At 69.7% G+C, this 17799-nt stretch carries 17 protein-coding genes; 15 read left to right on the top strand and 2 right to left on the bottom strand.

Going from position 1 to position 17799, the window contains the following annotated elements; all coding sequences use genetic code 11:
• The first annotated feature begins 425 nt into the window (after positions 1–425).
• The 14 genes from JYJ93_RS32260 to JYJ93_RS32195 all read left to right on the top strand — a co-directional run bounded on the left by JYJ93_RS32260 (position 426) and on the right by JYJ93_RS32195 (position 13702).
• The gene (locus JYJ93_RS32260; protein ID WP_269013105.1) at positions 426–1715 is read left to right on the top strand and encodes a phage portal protein; all 1290 of its coding nucleotides are present in this window, start codon (positions 426–428) and stop codon (positions 1713–1715) included.
• 29 nt (positions 1716–1744) lie between these two features.
• Positions 1745–2860 (top strand): HK97 family phage prohead protease, encoded by a 1116-nt coding sequence (locus tag JYJ93_RS32255; protein ID WP_206798391.1) that lies wholly within the window; start codon positions 1745–1747, stop codon positions 2858–2860.
• A gap of 47 nt (positions 2861–2907) precedes the next feature.
• Positions 2908–4173 carry a phage major capsid protein gene (locus JYJ93_RS32250; protein WP_206798390.1) on the top strand — a complete coding sequence of 422 codons (1266 nt, stop codon included), beginning with the start codon at positions 2908–2910 and terminating at the stop codon, positions 4171–4173.
• A 37-nt stretch (positions 4174–4210) separates the two neighbouring features.
• Positions 4211–4645: a hypothetical protein gene (locus JYJ93_RS32245; RefSeq protein WP_206798389.1), complete on the top strand. Its 435-nt coding sequence runs from the start codon at positions 4211–4213 to the stop codon at positions 4643–4645.
• Between the two features lie 86 nt (positions 4646–4731).
• A complete protein-coding gene (locus tag JYJ93_RS32240) occupies positions 4732–5388 on the top strand; it encodes a hypothetical protein (RefSeq protein ID WP_206798388.1) in 657 nt (218 codons plus the stop codon).
• Positions 5388–5708 carry a hypothetical protein gene (locus JYJ93_RS32235; RefSeq protein WP_206798387.1) on the top strand — a complete coding sequence of 107 codons (321 nt, stop codon included), beginning with the start codon at positions 5388–5390 and terminating at the stop codon, positions 5706–5708. The genes JYJ93_RS32240 and JYJ93_RS32235 overlap by 1 nt, the downstream gene beginning before the upstream one ends.
• Positions 5708–6112, top strand: a complete 405-nt coding sequence (locus JYJ93_RS32230) for a minor capsid protein (RefSeq protein WP_206798386.1) — start codon at positions 5708–5710, stop codon at positions 6110–6112. The genes JYJ93_RS32235 and JYJ93_RS32230 overlap by 1 nt, the downstream gene beginning before the upstream one ends.
• 29 nt (positions 6113–6141) lie before the next feature.
• Entirely contained in the window at positions 6142–6582 is a 441-nt protein-coding gene (locus JYJ93_RS32225; protein WP_206798385.1) for a hypothetical protein, read from the top strand.
• Between the two features lie 13 nt (positions 6583–6595).
• The gene (locus JYJ93_RS32220; RefSeq protein ID WP_206798384.1) at positions 6596–7024 is read left to right on the top strand and encodes a hypothetical protein; all 429 of its coding nucleotides are present in this window, start codon (positions 6596–6598) and stop codon (positions 7022–7024) included.
• 44 nt (positions 7025–7068) lie between these two features.
• Positions 7069–7461 (top strand): phage tail protein, encoded by a 393-nt coding sequence (locus tag JYJ93_RS32215; protein WP_206798383.1) that lies wholly within the window; start codon positions 7069–7071, stop codon positions 7459–7461.
• Positions 7461–7688: a hypothetical protein gene (locus JYJ93_RS32210; RefSeq protein WP_206798382.1), complete on the top strand. Its 228-nt coding sequence runs from the start codon at positions 7461–7463 to the stop codon at positions 7686–7688. Before JYJ93_RS32215 ends, JYJ93_RS32210 begins: the two co-directional genes overlap by 1 nt.
• A 24-nt stretch (positions 7689–7712) precedes the next feature.
• Positions 7713–10412: a hypothetical protein gene (locus JYJ93_RS32205; RefSeq protein WP_206798381.1), complete on the top strand. Its 2700-nt coding sequence runs from the start codon at positions 7713–7715 to the stop codon at positions 10410–10412.
• A gap of 27 nt (positions 10413–10439) precedes the next feature.
• Positions 10440–11291 (top strand): hypothetical protein, encoded by an 852-nt coding sequence (locus JYJ93_RS32200; protein ID WP_206798380.1) that lies wholly within the window; start codon positions 10440–10442, stop codon positions 11289–11291.
• Positions 11291–13702, top strand: coding sequence for a fibronectin type III domain-containing protein (locus JYJ93_RS32195; protein ID WP_206798379.1), 2412 nt, complete (start codon positions 11291–11293; stop codon positions 13700–13702). The genes JYJ93_RS32200 and JYJ93_RS32195 overlap by 1 nt, the downstream gene beginning before the upstream one ends.
• Positions 13703–14446: 744 nt before the next feature.
• On the opposite strand, the gene JYJ93_RS32190 is transcribed toward JYJ93_RS32195, so the two are convergent.
• Positions 14447–15463, bottom strand: a complete 1017-nt coding sequence (locus tag JYJ93_RS32190) for a hypothetical protein (RefSeq protein ID WP_206798378.1) — start codon at positions 15461–15463, stop codon at positions 14447–14449.
• Between the two features lie 465 nt (positions 15464–15928).
• Here JYJ93_RS32190 and JYJ93_RS32185 point away from each other — a divergent pair, with 465 nt between their 5' ends.
• Complete coding sequence (locus JYJ93_RS32185) at positions 15929–16741, top strand: BRO family protein (RefSeq protein ID WP_206798377.1); 813 nt, start codon at positions 15929–15931, stop codon at positions 16739–16741.
• Between the two features lie 86 nt (positions 16742–16827).
• On the opposite strand, the gene JYJ93_RS32180 is transcribed toward JYJ93_RS32185, so the two are convergent.
• The gene (locus tag JYJ93_RS32180) at positions 16828–17721 is read right to left on the bottom strand and encodes a hypothetical protein (RefSeq protein ID WP_206798376.1); all 894 of its coding nucleotides are present in this window, start codon (positions 17719–17721) and stop codon (positions 16828–16830) included.
• Positions 17722–17799 lie beyond the last annotated feature (78 nt).

Genomic DNA, 17799 nt, shown 5'->3' with positions numbered 1-17799 from the left:
ATTGCATCCGGTCCACGTCCATGAGGCGGGAACGGCGAGGTGGAGGTTGGGATACTCGGAGGAGCTTGAACTTGGCGGCTTGATCCACACGTACCCTGGCGGCGTCGACGTGCATGCTGTGGGTTGAAGGATAAAATATCCTTGACCGAAGGGATTGTCGGTGCCGTTGGTTAGGTAGCATTCGCATGCCGCCTGAGCACTGCGAGAGACGCCAAGGACTGCGAGGACTGCGAGTAGTGCTGTGGGACGCATCGGCTGGGCCTTCCGGAAAAGGGGGCTGCGCGCTCGCTTCTATCACGCAACCCCTGGCGTTCTTCCGAAGGTCCCTCTAGCGCCCCTTCTCCCAGGGCATGGCCTCTTTCCTCTACCGCGTTGCCAAAGCGCTCGGCCTCGCGCCGGGCCCAAAGGGCGGCACACAGCAACTCGTGCATGCACTGCCGCTCATCAGCTTCAGCCCGCGCCGCGGCAGCCGCGCGGTACTGCTGGCCTACGAGGAGGACGACTGGCTGCGCACCGTGGTGGACACGGTGGCCGACGCGGTGGCCACGCCCCGCTGGCGCGCATTTAAGCGCGTGCGCCCGGGCGAGAAGCGGATGGATCCGCGCTGGAAATCGCTGGACGCAGCGGAGCGTCGCAAGGCCCTGGCCGATTCCACGAAGCGCGGCGACCTCGTGGAACTGGAGGCGCACGAGGTGCTCACCCTCCTGGAGGCGCCGCACCCGCGCTTCCCCGGGCGAGAATACCGGAAGCTCGCGCAGGTCCACGTGGACCTGGTGGGCGAGGCCTTCCTGGTGCTGGTGCGCGGCGCGGACGGCCGACCTGTGGGCTGGGAGGTGGTGCCGCCCCACTGCGTGACGATGACGCCCGTCCCTGGGCGGCCCAGCTTCTACATCGGCTACCAGCAGTACCAGGGCTGGGTGCCCGAGTCCGACGTCCTCTGGGTGAAGACGCTCGCGCCGGCGGACCCCGAGGGCCGGGGCGCCGGGCGCGGCATCGCGCTGGGGGACAAGCTCGACACCGTGGAGGCCATCGACAAGGCGACGAAGGCTACCTTCGAACGCGGCGGCATCCCCGCCGCCATCGTCGGCCTGGGCAGCAAGAACAACGACGACGGCAGCACCACGGGCGAGGCCGCCGAGGACATCCAGAAGAAGTTCAACGCGGAGTTCCGCGGGCCGCAGAACGCGGGAAAGGTGTGGTTCGCCCCCTCGGACGTGACGCTCGCCCAGGTGCAGGTGAACTACCGCGAGTTGCAGGCGAAGGAGCTGGGGGCGAACCTGCGCGCGTACGTCCGCCAGGCCTTCAGCGTCCCGCCGGAGCTGGTGGGCGACCTGACCTCCAGCAACCGCGCGGCGTCGGAGTCGGCGAAGTACCACCTGGCGGAGTACGCGGTGGCGCCCCGGTTGGAGTTCTGGCGCTCCTGGTATCAGTTGCGCCTCGTGCCGCTGCTCGACCGGGACGTCATCCTGGACTACGAAGACCCGCGCCCGCAGGAGTGGGAACGCACCTTCCGCGCGATGACGACGCCGCCCACGGAGGGCGTCACCTGGAACGAGTGGCGCCGCTTCGCAGGCCTGCCGCCGCTGCCGGAGTTGGAAGGCAAGCGCCCCTCGCCCATGCCCGGCGCGGGTGGGGGCAATAGCGTGGAGTCCGCTGCGGCGAACGCCACGCCCAACCCGCCGCGCGACCGCAGTGGCGAAGAGGGCCGGGTGTAACTCGCGAGGGGCGCCCCTTCTTCTTGGGCATGCGCAAGCCCACCCGCCATCAGAAGCTGCTCAGCGCCGCCACGCCCGCCGAGGGCGCGGCCAGCGCCCCCATCTTCCGCATCACCTCGCCCAACCTCGACAGGCACCGGGACCGTGTCCTCGCCGTGAAGTCCGAGGGTGAGGGCGCGGAGGTGCGCGTTCCGCTTCTCTGGGAGCACAACAGTTGGACGCCCGCCATCGGCTTCGCGCGCTGCTACCGCGAGGGCGACGCGTGGGTGATGGCGCCCGTCTTCGACGAGGTGGACGAGCTGTCCAAGACGGTGGCCGGCAAGGTGAAGGCGGGCTCCCTCTTCACGTGCTCCATCGGCTTCTCCCCGGTGGAGGAGCCGGTGCCCAACGCCGAGGGCGGCTTCGACTATCCGATGGTGGAATTGCTCGAAGTCTCCATCGTCAACGTGCCCGCCAACGCGGACGCGGTGCGCCTGCGCTCGGCGGGTACGGGGCGGGGCCGGCCCAACCTGGGCGCCGCCCTCAAGGCGCTCGTGGCCAGCCAGGCCGCCGTGCTCGCGGTGCTGAAGGCCGAGGGTGACGCGCCAGAGGACGTGGATGAGCCCGACGAGGAGTCGCCTCCGGAAGGTGAGGACAAGGCCGTCGGCGACGAGAGTGAAGCCCCGGGCAGGCTGACGCCGCAGGGCTTTGCGGAAGGGCTGCTGGCCCACCTCCAGGCCGGCGCGCAGATGGTGGCGGACTTCCTCGCGGACGCGGATGGCCTCGTCGGCGGCGAGCACGACTTGCTGGTGTGGGTGGCGGAGGGCGCGAAGGCGAGCTTCGACCAGAGCATCAGCGACCTGGAAGCGTACCTCTCCGGCGAGGAGGCGGAACTGCCCGCCGACGGTGAGGAGCAGGCGGCGAGCGCCTCTGACGACGAGGGCGTCGAGGCCTCCGAGGAGGACTTGGAAAACAGCGAGGAACCGGAGGACGGCGAAGCCCTGCCCGACGAGGAGGCCGCCTCCGAGGTGTCCGAAGACGAGCCCACCGAGGAAGAGGCGAAGGCCCTGCGCCTGCGCGTCCGCAAACACCTCGGCTTCTCCGTCGAAGCGGTCGCTGCCCTCACGGGTGGCGAGCTCCGCCGGTACGCCGCGCTCACCGCATAGGGCCGCCCCTTCTTCCTTTCCAACCTCTTGCAGCAACTGGAGCCGTCATGCCGAACCCCGCCACGAAGCCCACGCCGAAGCCCGCCGCGCCCAACACCCCTGCCGCCCGCACGCGTACCGCGCCGCCGCCTGCGCGTACCGCCGTGGCTCCGGCGACGCCCGCCGCCCTGCCCGATGCACTCCAGCGCGCGGTGGATGCCGCCGCGGTGAAGGCCGTCGAAGCCGGCTTCGCCTCGCGTCCCACTCCCGCCCCTGTCCAGGGCCCTGTCACCTCCGGGGCCAAGGACCTTCAGATGGACCCGCCGACGGGTTGCGAGGCCCAGGCGCGCATGGGGGTGCGCCTCAAGGCGCTGTACGTGCAGAGCGCGGAGCGGCTGAACATCGCGCACCGGCCGGGCATCGAGAAGCTCAAGTCCTACGTCGAGCGTTGCAAGTCGGTGGGCATCTTCGCGGGCATCTTCGAGCAGGGTGGCGCGCTCTACTCGCGCGAGACGCGCTCCGAGGAAGTCATCGAATTGCTGCGTGCGGACGCCATCCTCCTGTCGGCCGGCGCGCGCACCGTTTCGGGCTACGGCGGCAAGTTCACCGTGGGCCGCATCAACCAGGGGCCGACCGTCTTCTGGGTCGGCGAGGGCCAGCCGCCGGCGAAGTCCGACATGAAGACGGGCGCGGTGGAGCTCGGTGCGCACAAGGCCATGGCCCTGGTGCCCATCTCCAACGACACGATGCGTCTGGGCAACAGCACCGCCGCCGCCGACGTCGGCCGCGAGGTGTCCCAGGCCATGGCGCTGGAGGTGGACTTGGCGGGCCTCTACGGCAAGGGCGCGAAGAAGCCCACGGGCATCTTCGAATTGGTGCCCAACGGCAACAAGGCGGCCATCACCGGCACGACCATCGAGCAGATTCGCAACGACCTGAAGATGAAGCTCATCAAGCCCGTCACGAAGTCGAAGCTGAAGCTGGCGGGCAACCAGGCCTTCTACTTCATGGACTCGTCCAATCACCTCTACCTCTCGGAGTTGCGCGACTCCGCCGGCTACATCTTCCCGGGCCTGTCGGACTTCGAGAATCCGCGTCTCAACGGCTTCCCGGTGAAGGTGACGGAGTCGATTGCGGACCTCGGCCACATCGGCTTCGGGCTGGCTTCGCAGCTCTACTACGGCGAGGCCTCGGAGCTGGAGGCGACGGTGGGTGAGGCATCGGGCGACTTCGAGTCGGACCAGATGACGCTGCGGATGGTGTGGGAGGGTGACTGGGCCCTGCGCCACCGGCAGTCCTTCGCCTTCCTCACGGGCGCCACCTACGGCTCGTAGTCCGCGCCGCCCCTTCAACCCTCCTCCTGGAGACACCATGCACCCGACGCGCAACGACATCGGCGCCTACATTCACGCCGCCAACCTCTCGCACGCTCCGGCGGCCAACGCCGCGGGCACGCGCAACGGCGCCGCCCTCACGTTCGGCACCTACCGCAGCCTCGTCCTCAGTGTCGCCACCGGCGCGGCGACCGGTACCCCCACGGCGGTCTCCGCCACGTACAAGCTCCAGACGAGCGCGGACGGCACCACCTGGGCGGACGCGAAGGACCGGGACGGCGATGCGGTGAGCCTCGCCGCCACCACCGCGAGCACCGCCGCGGAGCTGGACGTGGACCTCCAGGAGGTGGTGCCGGACGGACACGACCGCATCCGCTTCGTGGAGACGGTGGCCTTCACCGGCGGCTCCACGCCGACGCTGCTGAGCGGCGCCACCGTCATCTTCGGCGGAGGCCAGACGCTTCCCGTGTAGCGGCGGGCACGCATTCCCCCTCCGTGCCTGCCCGGGCCGGGGTGGCCTCGTGCCGCCCCGGCCTTCTTTCTGCCCCGAGGTGCCCCATGCCCGCCGTCGAGGACCTGCTCACCGCCGCCCAGTTGCCCGCCAACGTGCGCGACGCGGCCGACCCCGAGCGTCTGCCTGTACTCATCACCGCCGCGTCCCTGGCCCTGGCCGCGCACGTGGGCTACCCGCTGCACCGCCGAGTGGGTGTGGAGGAGTCTGTCGCCAGCGCGGGCGGGCGTTACCTCTGGCTGCGCTCCGGCGGCGTGCGCCAGGTGACGCGCGTCGCGGTGCGCGGCGTGGAGCTGCCCGCCACCGCCTACGCGCTGGAGTCCGTCTTCATGGGCCGCGTGGTCGCGCGCGGCGAGGCGTGGCCCTTCACCGGCACCTGGTCCCCGGGCGTGTCCTCCACGCCGCTGCACGTGGAGGACACGGGCGCCCTCGTCGTCACCTACGACGCGGGCTGGGTGACGCCCGGCCAGGCGGCCCTGGACGGCACGCTGCAGGTGGACCTGCCGGCGGATCTCCAACTGGCGGCGCAGATGGTGGTGGGCGCGCTGGTGCACGGGGACGGCGCGGAGGAGGCCGTCTCCGAGTCCATCGGCGGCACGTCCCTGACGCGCGCCACGGACGAGGACGGGCAGCTGCCCGCGGTGCCTGCCCGCGCACGGCGCTTGGTGGCCCGGTACCGGCGCCCGCGCCAGGGGGCGGCGTAATGCTGCTGGGCCACCGCCTCAAGCAGCGCTTCGGCCTCGCGCGCCTCCTGGGTGTCAACGACCGCGGGCAGGAAGACTTCTCCGCGCCCACCGTGCACGCCTGCCGCTACGAGGGCAGCACGAAGCGCCTCGTCACCTCCGACGGCACCGACGCCACCTCGGAGGCCATGCTCTTCACGACGGTGAAGGTGGAGCCCGGGGACGCGCTCTGGCTGCCCGGCGATACCCCAGGCGACCTCAACACGCGGCGCCGGCCGCTGCGCATCACCCCCTGCACGGACATCCGCGGGGACACGGACCACTACGAGGTGTACGTCTGATGGGTGCCGAGCTGCGCGACGTGGAACTCCACGTGGCCGAGGTGCTGGACGCGGCCGGCCTGGGCATCTCACGGACGTCGTCCCCGCCCACCCTCTACCGGGGGCCCTGGCCCGGCTCCGCGCCGGCCCGGATGGTGGCGGTGCGCGAGGTGTCGGGCGACGGCCCCGAGGACTACATGGGCACCGGCCGCAGCTATCTCCAGCCGGACGTGCAGGTGCTGGCGCGCGCCCTCACGTACGCGGACGCCCAGGCCCTGGCTCGCCGGTGCTGGAGCGTGCTGCACCTGGCGGCCGTGCCCGGCTACGTCAGCTGCCGATGCGAAGGCGCGCCCGCGTACATGGGGCCGGACGACAAGCAGTGGCACCGCTTCAGCTTCACCGTCACCCTGGCGTACGCGGGCTGACGCGAGCTGGGCGCCCCTTCTCACCGGACATGGCCGTCAAGGTGAAGGTGGAACTCCAGCCGCTGCTCAAGCTGCGCCAGCGTGCGCCTGACGTGCTCGCCGCGCTGGACAAGCCCATGCGCGAATTCTGCCGCCAGACACTGAGCATCTCGCAGTTGGGCGTGTCGCGCAGCGAGGTGGAGTACGACGAGAGCGGCAACGAGGTGCGCACCGGGACGCCCTTGGTGAACACGACCTTTATCGACGGTCCGGAACACCACCTCGACCGGCGCCTCTCATCCACCTGGACGGCCGGGTACGACCACCCGGCGGCAGGCGCCATTCACCAGGGGTTTCACTGGGGCGAGGAGCGCATCAGTCCGCCGCCCCTTTTCCTCAAACGGGCCTTCAAGGTCACGCGCTCCATCGGGCGTGCCGACATCAAGAAGGCCGTGCAGTCGTACCTCAAGAAGATCCTCCCTCCGAAGTGAAAGGCATTGCCTCATGGCTGAACCCCAGGTCCTCTACGCCCAGAACCTCCACTTCGCCTCGACGTCCGCCGCCGTGTTGGGCCCGACGACGCTGCTCGACGGCGTCTCCGAGTGCTCCGTCTCCACGGCCATCGACAGCGTCGACGCCAACTACTACGGCAGCGACGGCTACAAGAAGAACCTCACCACGCTCCGCGGAATCACCATCAGCGTCAGCGGCCACCGTCACCGGGGCAACGCCGCGCAGGACCTGATGGAGTCGCTCGTCGCGACGGGGGTGGTGGGCTACCTGACCATCATCCGGGACGCCGCCGCGGAGGAGGGTGAGCAGGGCCTGCGCTACGCCGTGCGCGTCATGTCCTTCGACTCCGGCGGCCCGTCCTCCGACGTGGACAAGCTGACCGTCTCGCTCACCGGCCAGGGCGCGCCCGTCCCGGTGTAGTCGCCCCTTCCTCCATCCACACATCTCCACCGGAGAAGGCAGACATGAGCGACGTCCCGCAGTATCGCAAGCCCATCGGCACCGCCCGGAAGTTCATCAAGCGCATCGCCATTGACGGCGCGGACTACGACCTCTGCGAGCCGTCGGCGGGCGACAAGACCCTCGTGCTGAAGTTGAGCGAGAAGGCTGGGGAGATTGACGCGAGCCGCAACCCCGTCAACGAGGACGCCGGCATCTACTTCCTGGCCCGCGTCGCCATCGCCTGCCTGTACCACCCGGGCGGCCGGCGCCGTGTCTTCGACCTGGCCAACCAGGAGGACCTCGAAGCGGTGAAGCTGGAGCCCTGGTTGATGGAACACGCCAAGGACTTCACCTCCGGCTTCGGTGGCAAGACGGTGGAGGAGGAGAAGGGAAACTCCGAAGCCACCCCGAGTTGATGGCCATCTACGGGGTGGCGACGATGATGCACTGCTCGCCCGATGAGGTGCGCTCTTGGCCCTGGTCCGACGTCGTGCGCCTGATGGCATACAACGCGCTGGCGCGTGAGGAGTTTGACCGGCGCGTCCAGCGGAACCCCGCTGCGTCCCACCACGCGTCCACGAACGGCCCCAGCACCACCACCACCGTCTACCGCTTCGGCTCGTCGGTCGCGCCGAAGAGGTAGGCCGCAGTCCCTCTTGGAGTCGCCGTGGCCCTGAAAGTCGGAGACCTCTACGTCGCTGTCACTGCGTCCATTGGCGAGGCCGTGGCCAACCTCGGCAAGCTCGTGAAGCACGCGGAGAAGGTCGCCAAGAACGTGAAGGAGGCGACCGAGCCCATCGGGAAAATCGGCGCCGTCGTCGCCGCTGGTATCGCTGCCGCGGTGGCTGCCTCTGCCGAGTCCAACGCGGCCATGAAGGAGCAGACCGAGCGCATCAAGGCGCTGCTCGTCACCCTCGCAGCCGAACTCGGCGACCTCTTCGCACCGCTGGTGAAGAAGGTCGCACACGTCATCGAGCAGGTGGTGGCGAAGCTCCAGTCCATGTCGCCCGAATCGAAGCGCGCAGCGGCCTCCATGGCGGCGTGGGTGGCCGGGCTGGGCCTCGGCATCGGCGCCGTGGGCAAGCTGGCGGGCACCATGGAAGGCCTCTTCAAGGGGTTCGGCATCTTCCTGGAGATGAGCCGCTCCGTGCTGCCCGTTTTCACCCACCTGGGCGTGGGCGCGGGCAAGGCGCTTCAGTCCCTCCAGACGCTGGCCCAGGTGGATATCGGCAAGGCGCTGGCCGGCATGAAGTCCGGCGTCGGCGGACTGGGCTCCGCGGTGGCGGACTTCACGACGTCAGTCCCATCCCTGCTGGGGAGCGTCGGGCGGATAGCCGTCAGTTTCGCGACTGCCGCCATTCCCATCCTGGCCGTCGTCGCTGCGCTCGCGGGTATCGCCCTGCTCGTTGGCAGCGTCTACAAGTCGTGGGGGGACATCAAGTACCTGGCCAAGGACGCATGGGGAGCGATGTCTCAGTCGGTCTCCGAGATGATGGCGGGAATCTCCGACGTCGCCATGAAGCTGGCCAACATCTTCGGGCTCGCCTTCAGCGCTCTCTCCGCCACCGTCGAGTCGATGGTGGACCGCTCCCTCGACTTCGTCGCGTTCTTGGTAGCCAAAAGCGCAAGCGTTCTCCGTCCTATCGCTCGAGCGGTCGGCATGGGCAACGCAGATAAGGCGTTGGCCTCGGCGGAAACCCTCACCGGCAAGGGGTTGAAGAAGGGGATTATGGAGGCGCTCGCGGCCGGGGGGAATGCGTTCGTCGAGAAGGCGGCCAAGGCGACAGCAGAGCTGAACAGGGGCGCGGTGCTCATTGCCACGAAGGCGGCTGACGGCGCGAAGGCGGCAGCCAGCGCCGCGAAAGACACGGTGGGCTTCGGCCTGGAGCACTCCCTCTCCGGCATTCAGGACATCGTCGCGGCGGTCCTCAACTCGAAGACGGTGGAGGAGTGGAAGGGGAAAATGGGGGAACTGAAGGCCCTGCTCGACTCCCTCTTCAGTGGTGACGCGAAGGCGGCCTTGCGCACCGGCGCCGGGGATGAGAACGGCATCGAGGTGTCCGCGGCAGGCCACAAAGGAATGGAGCGTTTCGCGGAGCGGCTCCGCGGCGGACTGGCTTCGCCGGCCATGGAGGCCTACGCCAAGGTGATGGAGGACAACGCCAAGGCCCTCGCTGAGTCCATCCGCAAGGCCGCAGAGGAAGCTGCTGCTGCTGCTGCTGCTGCGAAGGCGGATCTCCTCTACGGCTTCCTTGGAAGGCTGGGCGAGATCAGCGGCATCATTGATTCTGCGAAGAAGGGATTTGAGGCAGGCGGTTGGTGGGGCGCACTTCTGGCTGCCATCGGCGAGTTGGTCATGGGGTCCGACGAGATGGCGGCGGCCATCGACGTCCTCAACGGCATCATCAAGATGTTGAAGGACATGTTCGGCGCCGCGGCCACCGGACTCGACACGGTCATGGGGGCTGTGGGCTACCTCGTGTCCGTGGTCGTTGAGGTCGTGCAGCCGACGATGGAGGCGATGGGTGAGGCCATGGAAGGCATCGCACCCATCATCGTCCTGGTGGGCATGGTGCTGAAAATGCTCGCACCTGCGTTCCAGGCCATCGGCAAGGCCACGGCGTGGCTGCTCGACAACGTCCTCAAGGGCCTGTTTCAGGTGCTGCGCTACGTGGCCATCGCCATCCTCTACGTCATCAAGGGGCTGGGCAGCGCGTGGAACGGCATCGTCTCCGCCATCCAATGGGTGTTCAAAAAGCTCGGCGACATCTCCATCTTCGGCGCGCACCCGCTCGGCTTCCTCAAGGGCTGGGCCAACTCAATGGAGAGCGCGAAGGTGGACACGGAGTCGCTGGCCCGGAGCATCCAGGAACTGGAGGGCCTGACGTGGGACGCGGCCATGGCCAAGGCCCGGGAGACGGCCGAGGTGTTGAAGAACCGGGACGCGCTGGAGGATGTCAACGAGGCGCTCTCCAACGTGCCTGACCTCTGGAAGGTGGCCCTCCGCCGCTTTGATTCGCAAGACGAGCAGGACGGACCGAACACCGCCCCCGGCACGCAGCCCTCGCCCTCGCCGAGCACGCCTCCGACGCCTCCCCCCGAGGTGCTGCCGCCCGTCAGCCGCGACGGCGGTGCTCCGTTCGTTGTGGGCGGTCCGATGCAGCAGGTGCTCGACCGCATCTTCGGCGGCGCCAACGCGGCTGGGACCGCCAACGCCGCGGCGATGCCGCCCGTCCAGTACAACATCACCGGCTTCGACCTCTCCGACGCGATGGCGCAAGCCCGGCAGGACTACGAGGACCGGCAGCGGAAGGCGGGCCTCCGCCTCTACGGCACGACCGCCGCCGTCGCCGGACGCTACACGTAGCGTCCGGCCCGCCCCTTCTGGAGGGGCATGGCCTATCTCACCCTCAGCGGCATCGAGGTGCGGTGTTCAGCGTCGAAGGGGCTCACCCAGAAGCCCACGTTGCGCGGCCCGCGCGTGCGGACCTTCAGTGGATGGGCGCAGAGCGGCACCCGCTCGCGCGACTTCATCTGGTCCGGCGGGACGCCGCCGATGCCGATGGCGGATGCCCAGGCCCTGCGGCGACTCATCGACGGTGACGGGCACTCCTGGTCCTTCGAAGCCAACGGCGACACCGGGTTGGTGAGCAGCAAGGGCCTCGCCGCGACGGTGGTGGGTACCGTCGGAGTGGGGCCCGGCAGCTCCACGCCCCACTTCGGCACCGGTGGCCTGGTGCTCGCGGCCGGCGCTTCCGTCACTTGGGCCACGGCCACCACGGGCAACTACGTCGCGGGCGCCTGGCTCAAGGGCGCCTTCAGCGCGGGCGTCTGGCAGCACGTCGTGGTGGCCCCATGGGCCGACAGGACGTGGCTCAACGGGGAGGAGTGGCTCGCGTACGGAGACCTCGAGGCGGATACGCTCATCGGCCTGGGCGTGGGGCTCCGCGCCCCAGGCGCATTCACCATCTCCAACCACCCCGGCGCATCAGGTCCGCTGGACTGCGATGACCTGGTCCTCCTGCCGTACGGCGTGCCGGAGTCGTGGGTGCCGCAGTGGGCCGCCGCCGCGACGCCCTTTGGCCCGCTGCCCTACCACCGCGCGGACGGTACTGGCATCCCCGGCCCCTTCCAGGTGCTGGGGCAGGCGGGCGACGCGCAGGCCGTGGAGTACGACGAGGGCGGCGCGAGGGTGCAGGGCCAGTACATGGACTTCGAGTTGTGGCAGCAGCCGGAGGCCGCCTGATGCGCACGCTCTCCAGCAGCTCCGCGGCGTTGGCCTCGTGCCGGGCGGGTTTCGCGTCGCACGTTCGCGTGCTGGTGCAGCGCGACGCCACGTGGGTGGACCTCTCGACGTTGGTGGGTGGGGACTACCTGCTTGGCGCGTCCTGGTCGGACAGCATCGAGGCGCCGGTTTCGACCGCCAGCGTGTCGGTCGTGCGGAACGGCCCCGGCGGCACCCGGCTGTCCCTGGCGCCGCTAGTGGTGGCGAGCTTCTTCAACACGAGCGGCGGGGCGTACGCGCCCCTCATCCGCCCGGGCGTGTACTTCCGCATCGAGACCGCCGCGGCTCCGCTCGGAACGCTGCGCTCGAACGTGCCGCCGAGCTCGTGGACCGAGGCCTGGCGCGGGCGCATCGACGAGGTGGACCCCGGGCCAGAGGAGATGACCTTCAGCGGCCGGGACCTCGGTGGCGTCCTGCAGGACACGCACATCGAGGTGGACAGGAACTACGGCAGCACGGCCGGCGTCGCCGTGCAGTCCGTCATCCAGTCCATCCTCAACGACAACGGCATGGGCAGCTACGGGCTCTACACGCCCGTGAACCCGAGCAGTGTGCGCGGGCCGTACGCCCAGAAGCAGGAGCCCATCCTGGATGCGGTGCGCTTCCTCGCCGAGCAGATTGGCTGGGACGTCCGCATGCGCTGGCGCGTGGACGCGGGGGCCTTCGCGCTCACGCTCTGGAGCCCGGACCGCACGACGCTGACGCCGGTCGCCAGCTACGGGCCGGACTACTACCTGGACGCGTCTCCGGTGCGGCAGAGCCTGGAGCACGTCCGGAATGTCGTGCAGGTGGTGTACTCCGACAAGGCGGACCTGGACGCCACCGGTGCGCGCAAGCGCAAGACGGTGGAGGTCAGCAATGCCGCCAGCATCGCCCTCTACGGGCGCCGGTGGATGCGGGTGGCGGAGGCGGCCTCCTCGCTCATCGACACCGCGGCGGAGGCGTTGCGCCTGGCGAACGCCGCGCTCGCGGATCTCTCCGAGTCGGCGGTGAGCATGTCGCTGACGCTGCCCGGGATTCACTGGTACCTGGAGGCGTCGGACCTCATCGAGGTTCAGCCCGACAGCGTACGGTTCGACTCCGCGCAGGTGCTGGCCGTCCAGTCCGTCGAGTTCGAATCGGCCTCCAGTGGCGAGGCGCGCACGAAGCTCGAGCTGCGCGGGCGCCCGTCCACGAGTCTCGCCGTCTGGGCTTCGAAGGAGTCTCGCCCCGGTGTCGCGCCGAGCGTGCCATTCACTGGCCCTTCGGCGCCGGCCGGGTTGAGCGTCACGAACACCGTCAACGGCTTCAGCCTCGCGTGGACGCCCGCTGCCACCGGGCCCGCCTGGGACTCCTACGAACTCCACATCAGCAGCTCACCCGCCTTCACGCCCTCGCAGGCGACGTTCCGAGCCAACAGCCGCGCGACGCGCTTCGAGGTGGCTGACCTGGTGGCGGGCCGCGCCTACTACGCGCGCGTCATCCCCCGCGACGAGAAGGGCAACGCCGGGCCCGCCAGCACGGAGGTGACGCTGGCGCCCCGGTACGTCGCTCCGTCTATGCTCCTGCCAACCGTCACCTATGCCGCGCTGCCCCTCAACTCGGACTTCGAAGCGCTCAGCAACGCGTCGTTGCCGCCAGACGGCTGGAGCGTCTCGCCCGGCGTCTGGAACGTGGATGCCTTTGACGAGCCCGCCAGTGTCTTCAGCGGGGCGCGCGCCGTGCGTTTGGCGCCGACGCTACTGGCGACGAAGCTGGGTAGCACCCCCTTCGTCGTCCGGCCCGATGACCTCGTGTACCCCAGCGTCCTCATGCGCGGGAACACCGAGGGCACCGACAACAACTACACCTGCGTCCTATGGCTTGCATGGCTCGACGGCAACGGGAACTTGCTCACGTCCGGCGGTATCTCGCCCGTGGATGTGGGTGCCGCCTCGTCGCTCTGGAAGGACCTCGGCAGGGGGAAGTACGCCGTCGCCCCGACCCTCGCTCGTTACTGCCAGCTCTACATCGGCAAAGGCAACGCCCTGGCATACACGCTCTTTATCGACTCGGCGCGCGTCGTGGTGCAGTCGAAACTGGAGGGGCTCGTCTCGGCGACGCTCATTCCCGCGTCGGGCTGGGTGTGGACGGGAGCGCCGCGCGGCGGCCCGTCGTACTACCGCAACGAGGGAGAGACCGTCTTGGGCGGCAGCATCAAGAACGGCACTCTCGGCTCGGCCTGTTTCCAGCTGGACTCAGGCTATCGGCCGGGCACGGAGGTTCGGTTCCCCGTCGTGAGCAACGGCGCGTTCGGCTGGGTGAAGGTGACGACCGACGGATACGTCACCCCCATGGCCGGCAGTACGACGGAGTTCAGCCTCGAAGGCGTGAGGTTTCGCGCGGCAGGGTGATCAGCCTACTCAACGAACTTGATGACGCGACCGTTCGTGAACGTGACCGACTTTTCTCGAGCGCACTTGGCGTCCTCGTAGCGTCCAGTCGCAATGCTGATCGCGGCTGACGTAGACGGACACACCGCGCAGTAGAGCCACAGGGTTGTCTGGCCTTCTTGCGTGGTTTCCGTCCGCCTCGTGCAAGGCTTGCCCCATGAGGCATGCACTCCCTCCTCAGGCATCCCGAGAACGAGCTTGCGCCGGCGGACAGCGGCTCGTTCCTCGTCTGAAATGTCAGCGCGCTTCAAATACTGCTTACGAGGAGAGGAGCAGCCAGCGGCACCCGCCAGCACCAGAGCAGCAGCCATCACACGAAGCATGTCACCCCCATCCGTGTCGGACAGGAACTCCGTAGCATGGAGCCGTGTACATCGGCACCTGACAGGCGTTCAGCTTTCCACTACCCCAAAGGGGGGAGGGGCCGGCTGCACCCGGCGCAGTCCACGCGCCACAACTTGCGGTGTCGTCCGTTTAGCCGCGTTTCCTCCAGCCGGACGGAGCCCTCGCGCGGGGCTACATGGGCGCCGCACCGGCAGCGCCCCGCCTTGAGGTTGGGGCGCCGACCCTGCTCGGCGCTCACGCACTCCAGGTGCCGTGTGCCGGTGGCGGCGGAGTACTCCACGTACTCCCCCTTGAGGATGCGCCCACCGCAGCCGGCGGCCGTGCACGTGCCCGCCCTCTTCGCGACGATGGTGGGCACGGCTACGCTCCCAGGAGCGACGGACGCCGGGACTCCACTCGCAGGAGTTCCAGGCCGAGCTGCGCCGTCGGACCCGCGGGGCGCCGACGCACGTCGCGGGGAGCGGCGTCGCGGTAGCGCCGCAGCTTCCCCTCCATGTCATCGGGCAGCGCAGGCCCGTGCCCCAGGGCGTCGAGTTCCTTGCGGAGCCGCGTCAGTCCGCGGACGTGTAGGTTGTGCACCTGGGCCACCGGTAGGCGCAGCTCCTGCGCGAGCGTCCGCTCCGTGGCCGGCAGCCCACTGGCACGGCCGAAGCCGGCCAAGGCCTGCACCACCTGGCGCTGGAGACGCGGCAGTCGGTGCAGCGCGGCGAGGGCGGCATCGCGCTCGGCTACGTGCGCCTGCTGCACAACTGTCGTGTCCACCAGCCCCAGGCGCGCCTCCGCGTTCGCCGTGGAGTCCCGACCGTCCTCGCCGGCCAGCAGCTGCTCAAGCGAGACGGTGGAGATGGAGCCCTCGCCCAGCGACAGGATGGAGGCCTCGTCCAGGCCCTGGGCGCGGAGCGCGGTGGATACCGCCACGCCCGTGGACCGCGCCGCGCGCTTCGCCCGCGCCACCTTCCGGCGCGCATGTCGCGTCACGTGGACGGCGCTGCGCTCCGCCGCGGCGGCACGCTCCATTGCCTGCCGGGCCAAGCGAAGCACGTAGGCGGGGTAGAGGCAGCGGCCCGGGGCGCGGCCAGGCGTGAACCGGCGCCACGCATTGTGCGTCGCCAGCTGGCCTTCCTGCTCCAGGTCCTCGGCGCTCACCTTCCAGGTGCGCGCGATGCTCCCAGCCGCACGCACGATGTGCGGCCGGACCAGTTGCACGAGGCGGCCTTCGGCGCGGCGCTGTTCAGGGCAGCCGTCGGGGAGCTCTCGCAGCAGGTGTAGCAGCGCCTCCATCTCGTCATCCGGGCTGGGGGCGGGCGGCAACGGGGCCGGGCCGGGCCGGGCAGCAGGGGAGGGCGTGGCGTGAGGACGACGGGAACAGGCGGGCATCAGGGACTCCTGCCCGTGCGCACGCGCGCAGGGGCGCTATACTGGCGTCCCCAGCGGTGCTTTCCCGGCGCTCCTGGCCTGTGCGGGCTCGACCGTCTTCCCCGGTCGGGCCCGTCGTCTTTCTGCCTACCGCTCTGCTCACCTGCACCCGCCGCCCGGCCCGACATCAACAGCATCCGCACAGGGCGTCGTCCAGCGTATGCCCATGATTGGACAGAAGGGCCGGCCATTCGCAGACGCCTTGGGTAGCCATCGCGTCGAACGTCAAAGCCCGGCGAGACGAGCGCAGGGGATGGCGGGCCTAAATAGCGGCACGAGGAAGATTCCTTCGGTATGGCTGGGGCGTTGGCCCCCGTGCAGGCCGTTCCCCATCAGTCGCCACACGCCAGCTTCGGGCGGTGCGCGCCGCGAGCCACCCGGTGTTGCACGGCACCGGGTGGCTCGTGTTTTTCCCGGAGGCAGTCCATGTCGAACTGCAAGCCCAGCAGCATCCAGACGTTCGAGTTCGAGTCCCACCACGTCCGCACCGTTACTGGCCCGGACGGCGAGCCGTGGTTTGTCGCGAAGGAGGTGTGCGACGCGCTCGGTTTGTCCAACAGCCGGATGGCGACGAGTCGCCTCGACGATGACGAGCGGGGTACCGTCAGCATTGCTGACGGTATTCCGGGCAACCCGACCACCACCATCGTGTCGGAGTCAGGAGTCTACCGGCTCATCTTCACGAGCCGTTCCGAGCGGGCGACGGCGTTCAAACGGTGGCTCGCCCACGACGTGCTGCCTGCCATCCGCAAGACGGGCTCCTACACCGCGCCTAGTGCTCCACCTGCGGCGCCCATGCCCGCGCTGCTCCCCGCGGCCCCGGGAAGCCTCCAGGACACGGTGGCCAGCATCGTTCTCCTGGGCAACGCGATGGCTGGCGTCCCCGGCCTCCAGGAGGGCATGCGCTGGGCGAAGACGCTTCAGACGGTGACGCTGAAGACGGGCATCCCGACGGACGCCTTCGCGCAGCTCCTCCCGGCCTCGACGGACCCGGGCCGCCTCACACCCACCGCCTTGGGCAAGCCGCTGGGCATGAGCGCGAAGCGCATCAACATGCGCTTGCTGGAGCTGGGCTTCCAGCGGCTGGGCGAAAAGGACCGCTGGGTCCTCACCGAGGCCGGTGCCGAGTACGGGGAGATGGTGCCCTTCGTCGGGAAGAACGGGCACGCCGACTACCGCCCGATGTGGCGCGCGAAGGTGCGCGAACTGCTCCAGCCCACTGCTGCCGTCTCTGCGTGAGCCGCGTCTAGCGGCGGGGCCCTTTCAGGGCGAAGAGGTTCGCCGCTACGCGCCGCGCTTCCAGGTGCGGCGCTGGACGATGCCGCTCAGGGCTGCTGGTGCGCGGGGCCAGCGGGCGCCATCCCGCGCGAAGGAAGCTCCCAGAGGGACTGGCCCGGGGGCGCGGGCACCGCGACGTAGCACCGCCCTTTGTGCTCCGCCGTCTTCGGCGGGCAGGGCGCGGTGTCGCTCAGCTCCAGCCAGCAGCCGCCGTTGACCTCGCGCTCCGGCTTCGAGCACGGAGGCACCTTTTGCCCGTCGAGCGGCCTATTCGGGACGACGATGCGTCGCTCGACCCGCAGCGGCTGCGAGGAGGAGCCCCCGGCGAGGGTGTTCGCCATGACGCCGTCCGCGAGCGTGGCGGGCACGTACTCCACCACCGGATCCGCCGCCGGGATGGGCGCGGGCGGTGGCGGCGGTGTGCTCGCGTGGAGGGCCACCAGGACACCCGCCGCCGCGACGGAGAGGGCGGTCAGGACGCGCAGCCCGCGACCTGAGCGGCTCGGGAGCGGGACGGGCGCCGGGGGAGGCGGGGCGGGAAGCTTGCGCGGGTCCACCGGCACGCGCCCCATCAGCAGGTGCACCAGCCCCCGCTTCGACCTCTTCGCTTCGCGCAGCGTGTCCATCACGTCCTCGCTCACATCCAGCAACTCCGCCTCCACCGCGGAGGCGTCGGCACCAGGAGGGACGGAGACGAGTTCGCAGGCGATGAAGGCCGGCTGCGCGGACGTCGTCACGAGGTACTGGAGCGCCACGTCCGGCGCCAGGTCCACCCTGGCGCCCGTGGGCGTCACCACGTAGGCCGGGTTGCCCGTCTCCTCGTTCCGCGCCTCGTAGACTCGCCCCAGCCCTTCGCCCACGCGAAGCCGCCGCCCGAAGCGGTACGGCCCCACACCGCCCTGGTGCTGCTCCATCAACGGCTGCTCGCGGCGAGAATTCATGGCACCTGCCCTTTGGGGCTTTCGTAGACCACGCGCCCGGACAAGCGGGCAAGAGAGCGGACGGCTACCTGAAGGAGG

Origin of the sequence: Corallococcus sp. NCSPR001, assembly GCF_017309135.1 — a bacterium.
Classification (GTDB): Bacteria; Myxococcota; Myxococcia; order Myxococcales; family Myxococcaceae; genus Corallococcus.
The sequence above is the reverse complement of the archived record's forward strand: the minus strand, read 5'-3'. Positions and strand labels throughout refer to the sequence as shown.